The sequence below is a fragment of the Microcystis sp. M53603_WE2 genome, assembly GCF_030065435.1.
Genome location: NZ_JASJFF010000325.1, coordinates 1 through 7,154 on the forward strand (window position 1 = coordinate 1; position 7,154 = coordinate 7,154).

Annotated in this window: 8 protein-coding genes, 1 pseudogene and 1 CRISPR repeat array; of the genes and pseudogenes, 4 read left to right on the forward strand and 5 right to left on the reverse strand. The window is 37.7% G+C overall.

Annotation, left to right across the window (positions count from 1 at the left end; all coding sequences use genetic code 11):
- Positions 1-53: 53 nt before the first annotated feature.
- A CRISPR array of direct repeats spans positions 54-454; the repeat unit is 35 nt; unit sequence CTTTTAACTTCTTAGCAAGTTTAATTAATGGAAAC.
- A gap of 89 nt (positions 455-543) precedes the next feature.
- The 3 genes and pseudogenes from cas2 to ltrA all read right to left on the reverse strand — a co-directional run bounded on the left by cas2 (position 544) and on the right by ltrA (position 2,904).
- The gene (cas2, locus tag PX481_RS07010) at positions 544-819 is read right to left on the reverse strand and encodes a CRISPR-associated endonuclease Cas2 (RefSeq protein WP_002757558.1); all 276 of its coding nucleotides are present in this window, start codon (positions 817-819) and stop codon (positions 544-546) included.
- A pseudogene (gene cas1, locus PX481_RS29620) lies at positions 819-1,924 on the reverse strand (CRISPR-associated endonuclease Cas1). The gene cas2 and the pseudogene cas1 overlap by 1 nt, the downstream one beginning before the upstream one ends.
- 2 nt (positions 1,925-1,926) lie before the next feature.
- The gene (ltrA, locus tag PX481_RS07025) at positions 1,927-2,904 is read right to left on the reverse strand and encodes a group II intron reverse transcriptase/maturase (RefSeq protein ID WP_002757564.1); all 978 of its coding nucleotides are present in this window, start codon (positions 2,902-2,904) and stop codon (positions 1,927-1,929) included.
- Positions 2,905-3,230: 326 nt separating this feature from the next.
- Here ltrA and PX481_RS07030 point away from each other — a divergent pair, with 326 nt between their 5' ends.
- The 4 genes from PX481_RS07030 (at position 3,231) to PX481_RS07045 (ending at position 5,452) form a co-directional block, all read left to right on the forward strand.
- Positions 3,231-3,353 (forward strand): hypothetical protein, encoded by a 123-nt coding sequence (locus PX481_RS07030; RefSeq protein ID WP_288027276.1) that lies wholly within the window; start codon positions 3,231-3,233, stop codon positions 3,351-3,353.
- A 32-nt stretch (positions 3,354-3,385) separates the two neighbouring features.
- A complete protein-coding gene (locus PX481_RS07035; RefSeq protein WP_002757566.1) occupies positions 3,386-4,012 on the forward strand; it encodes a hypothetical protein in 627 nt (208 codons plus the stop codon).
- An 808-nt stretch (positions 4,013-4,820) separates the two neighbouring features.
- Entirely contained in the window at positions 4,821-5,036 is a 216-nt protein-coding gene (locus PX481_RS07040; RefSeq protein WP_002757568.1) for a hypothetical protein, read from the forward strand.
- Positions 5,033-5,452 (forward strand): type II toxin-antitoxin system VapC family toxin, encoded by a 420-nt coding sequence (locus tag PX481_RS07045; RefSeq protein WP_002757569.1) that lies wholly within the window; start codon positions 5,033-5,035, stop codon positions 5,450-5,452. The genes PX481_RS07040 and PX481_RS07045 overlap by 4 nt, the downstream gene beginning before the upstream one ends.
- A 169-nt stretch (positions 5,453-5,621) precedes the next feature.
- On the opposite strand, the gene PX481_RS07050 is transcribed toward PX481_RS07045, so the two are convergent.
- Both PX481_RS07050 and PX481_RS07055 read right to left on the reverse strand, forming a co-directional pair.
- A complete protein-coding gene (locus PX481_RS07050) occupies positions 5,622-6,110 on the reverse strand; it encodes a hypothetical protein (RefSeq protein ID WP_002757571.1) in 489 nt (162 codons plus the stop codon).
- Positions 6,111-6,697: 587 nt separating this feature from the next.
- Positions 6,698-7,027 carry an ISAs1 family transposase gene (locus tag PX481_RS07055; protein WP_502846652.1) on the reverse strand — a complete coding sequence of 110 codons (330 nt, stop codon included), beginning with the start codon at positions 7,025-7,027 and terminating at the stop codon, positions 6,698-6,700.
- Positions 7,028-7,154 lie beyond the last annotated feature (127 nt).

Here is a 7,154-nt window from a genome sequence, read left to right on the forward strand (position 1 = left end):
AAGTTTAATTAATGGAAACAAGTAGTTGAGTAGCACCTCTACATGGGTGTCATCTTTTAACTTCTTAGCAAGTTTAATTAATGGAAACGTTGGTGGCTGAGCTCGTCCTTGAGGGCGAGGTCTTTTAACTTCTTAGCAAGTTTAATTAATGGAAACTTTTCTAGCTCCAAAAGGTTCCATACTGCTACGAAGATACCTTTTAACTTCTTAGCAAGTTTAATTAATGGAAACGATGAATTCGGTTAAATGACTGCGCTTATCAGTCACTTTTAACTTCTTAGCAAGTTTAATTAATGGAAACTGTTTGTTACGCGACGATCGTTCATCGTTGTCCTCCAGTTCTCTTTTAACTTCTTAGCAAGTTTAATTAATGGAAACCCAATATTGACGCTAAATAGAACCAACAGCCAGACTCAAAGCTTTTAACTTCTTAGCAATTTTAATTAATGTGAAGCTAACGATTAGTGAATAAAAAATCTCCTACTTTAATTTTCTAAGGAGATTTTTTTACTAATAAAGGTGAGAGATAAGATTTTGTTTTTTCTAGATTACATAATATTGTGGAGGGGGTTCAGGGTGTTTGCTACCGATAGTTAAAGTTTTTGAGGTAGCATCTTTTGAGAGCCAATAAAATCTAACATTATCTTCTTCTGGTTTAACTTTTTTTTTGACTTTTTCATAAAGTTCTCGCATTTCCGCTAAAGATAAAAAGCACTCAAACACAGAAAACTGTACTCTTTTGCCGTATCCTTCCAGAAAGTTAGATAATTTAGTGCGTCTTTTATTGTCAGGAATATCGTAAACAATTAATACTAACATTAGGAGGCTCGAAAGAAAGGTTCATAGGCTATAGATGACAGCAAGCTACGTTTATACAGCCGAATTTGTAATTGAATGGCTTCTCGGTAAGAAATCTGAGATGAAATTTGAGAGTGGGTAACTTTTTCAGTCATTCGCTTCTCAAATTGATTCAGGAATAGTCGTCTCCCCTGTTCAGTTAAATAGATTCCTGGGTTTTCAGTTAGAGATTCAAAATCTTTAGATTTTAGGATAGATTGGTTAAATAAAGTTAACATTAAACTATCAACAATGGGCGACCGAAATTCTTCCATTAAATCGAAAGCTAAATAAGGTTTTTTCTTTTCACCATAATGAAAGTTAACCAAATAAGGAGAAAGACCTTCAGCAATAATTAAACTGAGAACATTGTTAAATAAAAGAGTGTAGCCAAAGCTTAAAAGAGCATTGACTGGATCGGTGGGAGGTTGACGATGACGTTGAGAAAAATTAAAGTCTGGGTTGATTATTAATTGTCCCAAAGCGGAAAAATAGCGAGCAGCACTAATCCCTTCGTAACCTCGTAAACTGTCAATATTATCTACCAACTTTAAAGCTTCAAGATCGGTATTAATCCCTGAAATTGCCTGTTCAATATCTAAAATATTGCGCTGACGATTTAATCTTAGTAATAATTGTTTAGAATTGATTAACTTGCCTCGAACAATAGCTTTGGATGTATTCAATTGAAATTGGTGATCATTCTGTGTTGAAACTGTAGTAATTCCACATTCAAATTAGATGCTTCTTTACTCCAAAGGTGTCCTTTATATCGCCCAGAAAGACTGAGGAACAAGACAGTAATTCGTGATTCTAAACAGGTAGCGATCGCTGGAGTAGATAAATTAATATTGCCAAACAGAAGAATTCTTTCCACATCTCGAATGGGGACTTCTATTTTATCCTTGTCTGGTACATGAATAAGAAACCGAAACTGTTCTTTCAACAAGATTGTTCCCTGTTCTAGTAAATATAATGTAGCCATTGTCTGATTCCAAACATTTTTTTGAGGACGTGGCGCAACTTGTATTTGTTGTTGCTTTGGATTGGAAGTATTAGTGAGGGTTTTAATTTCTACAGAAGACATGATTAATTGCTGAGATATTTCTTCTTTTTCTGGTTGTAACTCTTCTGCGTCTGAACTTTTTTTTTTCCAGTTGATAAATATTCGCCGACTCTCTGTGTTTTCCGATCTCCTTGTTTTTTCTTGGGTTTATCTACAGGAAAGATAGCATTTTCTAAAAAGCCATGACCTAAAAAACAAAACCCGTGTTCAAAGTCAGTAATTTGGGTTTTATCACGATTAATATTGAGCTTAAGAGAATCAAGTAGATCAACAACTTCCGAGTAAGCTTGTCTAATTCTTTCTTGAGTACGAGCTAAAATTAAAAAATCATCTGCATAGCGTACTAATTTAATATCCGAATTAGCAATAGTGTGATCAAATTTATCTAAATAGATATTAGCAAGCAAAGGAGAAATAACCGAGCCTTGAGGTATTCCTTTCTTTGGTAATTTCAATCCTTGCTCGCTTAATATGCCTGAAGAAATCCAAGCTTTGATCAGACATAAAATACCAGGGTGATCGATATATTGACGTAATTGGACAAGCAATATCTGATGATCGATATTATCGAAATACTGAACGATATCTGCATCTAACACCCATCGATATCCGAGATCACGCCAATCAGCGACTTTTTCTACCGCCTGAATATAAGATAGATTAGGACGATAAGCAAAACTACAAGGAGAAAAATGAGGTTCAACCAGAGGAGCAAGCACATTTAAAAGAGCTTGTTGAACAATTCGTTCTCTAACGGTTGGAATTCTTAATTCTCGCCATTTACCTCCTTCTTTAGGAATTTTGACTTGTTTGTAAGGGTGAGGGCAATAAGTGCTATTAGCGACTGCTTCTCTTAATTGAACAAGATTAAAATCTTGATTTTGAGCAAAATCATCAATGGTTTCAGCGTCAACTCCCGCACAACCGTTATTTTCTTTGACTTTCAACCAAGCTTGTTGGAAGTTAGACAAATTGAGAAAGTCGTTAACGATGGTTATCATCAGGCAAATCCCAAGAAAAATAGAATCAAGATGATTCTATAAATCTCTCGGAATGACCTCTTTCCCTAATCAACCCCTTCCTTATTCGGATAGAGACTGGAGTTTAGAATAAAGCCACTCAAGAGTAAGCTAGGTAAGGACTTGAGAAATTGGAGTATCTTCTAGGTTCTGTGTGAAAATGGTATAATGATAATACAGAACAGTAGGTCGGTTATATGGATAAATTTTAATCAACTCCTCAATTTATCAAATGTAACAGGTTCTTCGGTTTGTGTTGTACAATGGACTGGGGTTATAAGAGATGAAACCCTTATAGAGAAAGACGTTTGGCGATTTTTATCAAGTATTTTTGTCTAGAGCGAACTAATCAATTAAATCTTTTGCCAGATAAGGATTTAGCCGATTTCTGCCCCCTGATCGAATCATACCAAGTAACTAAGAACCGTTAAGAAGGCATAATAAAAATAATGAGAAACGAATAATGGATACTAAAACTAATAAGAATATTGCTCCTAAAATTCGCAAATTGGTTGAGACAGCGAGGGAACTATACCAAACCAAATATGCCCTCAATGTCACAAGGCTCACCAGTCTCAAAAGTCTTTGCCAAGAAAAGGAAGCCGCCGCTAATTTTGCGCTGTACCTAGCTAAATTGGTAGTCAAACAGATGGAATCTAATCAAACTACCAGGTCTTTTCTTGGAGAAGAAGCCTGGACAGAACACTGCCAACTAATTAACCATACTGTTGAAAAAATGGAAGATTACCTAGAATATCCAACTCCAGATAAACGGCAGGATTTGCATAAATTGTTAACCCAACTAGAACAAATTCAAGGTTGGGAAAAACACATAAGATTTGGAACACAAATTCGTGTCATCAATAACAAATATGCCTTAATAATTGAAGATGCCCTGCGCTGTATGACAAGTTCAGATTATCCTTATTGGAGTTACCAAATGGCGAGAGATTATGCTGAACGCTATAACTCAAGCTGTGGCAGTGGACTAACTTCTGAATCCGCTCCTTTAGTCGCAGAAATTGCTGAGTTTTGGTGTCAATATTATTTTGGCAAAACTCTCACAGAGAAATTCCCTGATAAGAGTTGACATCAAAATAGAATAAAATTTAATAATTTTTATCTCCATACTGTTCAGGAGGTTGCCCTACTAATTCAGTAGGATAAGCTCTTGATTTTCTTCATTTAGAGGGGCTACATTTTCCCAGACCATCTCAAATTTCCATTCTTCGATTAAATCATAAATAAAAATTAACTGACTTCTCGATGATAAGGATAAATCTCCTAATTTCTAACTATCATTGTAAGGAGGAATTTCGGTGAAAGGATGGAAAATTTATGTCGTGCAACGGGAGTGTCAAATCAACGAGGCACAGAGGTTTTTGGGATAGGTAAGTCATCTGCACTCCCGATGGCAAAGCCCCTCAAAATAACGATTTGTAATTAGTTGAATTATATACCAATTTTCAATCGTCGTGACTAACATCTAAACAGAATATTGACCTTGATTAAAGTTGGCCGTTCTCGATACTTTCTTACGTTTCCGTTAATCTTTCGTCATCGATCGCTGCCTAACGATAAGGTCTTGTCCACTGTCCGAGTGATTCTCCCCTCACTTAACGAACCAAGCTGCCGTATCAACAAAAACCTTCGTCACTTGAAATGCCCATGCTGCTCACAAAATTGGCTAATTGTCAATAGCGTTTTAGGTGCGCTTACCTTTAGGTAGGGATAATTACATGGTTTGAACGGAATAAAATTTTAATTTTTCCTCAATCTTTCTGACAATTCGGAGCGCTGTGACTCCCGAAATCTTCAATTATTCTATTAAGTGCTATAATTCTATTGATGAAACAATTTTTGCTGGTAGCTAGTTAAGCTTAGAAGGAGTTGATATTATGTTAGTTAAAGGAATTAAAAAAGGCAAAACTATTGAGTTATTAGAGGAAGTTGATTTTCCTGATAATGAAGAGTTATTAGTGGAAATTAGAGAGGTTAAGGATTTTGGGTCAGCCTTGCAAGATTTTATACAAAGAGTAGATTTGGCAAGTATTGATGATGATAGTTTTGATAATTTACGCGACAAGTCAACGGGGAGAGATGTTCGTTTATGACTCTCAAATATTTGCTAGACACTAATATTTTGTCAGAGGCTAAACGACCTCAGCCGAATCAGAAGGTCATGACGAAGCTAAGATTATCTAAACGGGAAATAGCCACAGCTACTCTGGTAATCCATGAGCTATTATTTGGTTGTTTTCGACTTCCTCTGTCTAAAAAACGCCAAGACTTAGAGGATTATGTAAATAACGTTATTTTAGCCAATCTACCTTTATTCGATTATGACTTAAAATCAGCCCAATATCACGCACGGGAAAGGTCAAGATTGTCTAAATTCGGTAAGAGTCCTGCTTTTGTCGATGGTCAAATAGCGTCTATTGCTTTTACCAACAATTTGACTTTAGTTACCAATAATGTTGATGATTTTCAAGATTTAGAAGGTTTAGTGATTGAAAATTGGTTTCTCTAATCTGTAATTGTTCCGTGTTAATACTCGATAAATCATTTGCTCCCCCAGAAAGATGATCACTGCGTCATCGATCGCTCTCTAAGGATCGGGTTATGTCCATAGTCGGTTTCAATTCTCCCCTCACTTAACGAATCGTTAAGTGAGCAGCTCAAACTGGGTTAAGGTTCCGTTAGGGTGGGCTGTTCTCGATACTTTCTAACATTCGTTTGATAGCCCCATCGATGGTTGCCGTACCGACGCGATTTCGGTATCCTAGCAGCCGCTCCCAAGTAGCCTGTTCTACCCTGACATACCACTCACAGCCGTTACCCGTCCTGTAATTCAGCCCTTCTTTGACTTGAAATTTAGCGGTTACATCGATGGTTTTTGAGGAAAGGAAGTCCGAACCTAACATTTCTCTGTTGCCATCGTCGAAAAGGATGATGGCCGCGTAGGGATTGGGCAACGCGGTTATCTCCCCCGTCTGTCCTTTTCTGGGATGCTCACCAGTAACGGTGACAGAATTTCCCACGGTCAACCGAGTAGATTTAACTGACCCATCTTCACTTAACGAATTTTCCGTTAGGGTTTGATCCTCACTTAACGAAATTTCCGTTAACGTCCCGTCTTCTTTTTCACTTAACGATTTTCGATGCCGACCGATGTTAGTGGTGTCCATGGTCGAGACGGTTCCGTGTTTAGTCTGATAAATTCTTTGTCTCTCACTTAACGATTCGTTAAGTGAGAGACGCAAACGATTGACCAGATCGGCGGAAACAAAACATAATTTGGCAATACGGTTGTTACTAGGGACTTCCAGAGAATAAAATACCCAACAAAAAAATAGAAAAGTGTTTTTTTGAAAAAGTAATTATTTTTGTCTAGGAAAACAAAGAGTCTCCCATTACAACCTATTTTCCCGAAAAAATAGGCAGCACAAACTCTTATACTTCCGAGCTTTTTCGAGTATAACAAGGACAAGTTAAAGAATCAAAGACAGTTTTTAGCTAACCATCTTAGTTAACTACAAACTACAGGGTAATCGCGCGTTGACCGAGCCCTTGAATTCCGAGAAGTTAGTCTAAATTTTGGCGTTTGTTCCGATTCTATCCGAGTAATTTTCCGAAATTTAGGGGGTTTCTAATCCTCGAAAACCGATGAACTCAGAAGGAACTTTATCTACTGGGTTCTTTCATTCCAGACTGGATTGGTCGCAACGCGCTCGCTGCGCGAGAACGCTCACAAGTCTAATTGACACCTCCTTTTTCAGTCAACCGCACTGGCCTCCAAGATTTTTACCATGAAATTATCATCCATGCTCGCCCTATAACGTTTCATTTTCAGACTCATTTTCGAGGGCTCCCGCTTCAACAAATTCACACTTAAACGGCGCAACAGACCTAGGTTTTCCGCTCCATGCCCCAGACGAACCCGACTGGCATCTTCATTAAAGGTAACATCGAGTACCCAATGGAGACTATTTTCAATACTCCAATGTCCGCGAATCACCTCGGCGTGTTTTTGGGCATCCGCTGCTAAACTACTGATGAAGAAGCGAATTTCTGTAGTAGTTTTATTCCATCCCACATTCCGCACCCTCAACTGTCACATAAGCTGTCCCCCTCCAGAGACTTGAGTAAAAATACCTAGCTGGTGAAGGTCTTCTCGGTGGCCGCTAGGGGGGTCTTGAGACCCCTAATTATGAAAAAATAGGAATTGTTGG

Excerpts from the sequence above, each read along its gene's own strand:
- cas2 (WP_002757558.1), bottom strand. The coding sequence starts at position 819 with ATGTTAGTATTAATTGTTTACGATATTCCTGACAATAAAAGACGCACT.
- ltrA (WP_002757564.1), bottom strand. The coding sequence starts at position 2,904 with ATGATAACCATCGTTAACGACTTTCTCAATTTGTCTAACTTCCAACAA.
- PX481_RS07035 (WP_002757566.1), top strand. The coding sequence starts at position 3,386 with ATGGATACTAAAACTAATAAGAATATTGCTCCTAAAATTCGCAAATTG.
- PX481_RS07040 (WP_002757568.1), top strand. The coding sequence starts at position 4,821 with ATGTTAGTTAAAGGAATTAAAAAAGGCAAAACTATTGAGTTATTAGAG.
- PX481_RS07045 (WP_002757569.1), top strand. The coding sequence starts at position 5,033 with ATGACTCTCAAATATTTGCTAGACACTAATATTTTGTCAGAGGCTAAA.
- PX481_RS07050 (WP_002757571.1), bottom strand. The coding sequence starts at position 6,110 with ATGGACACCACTAACATCGGTCGGCATCGAAAATCGTTAAGTGAAAAA.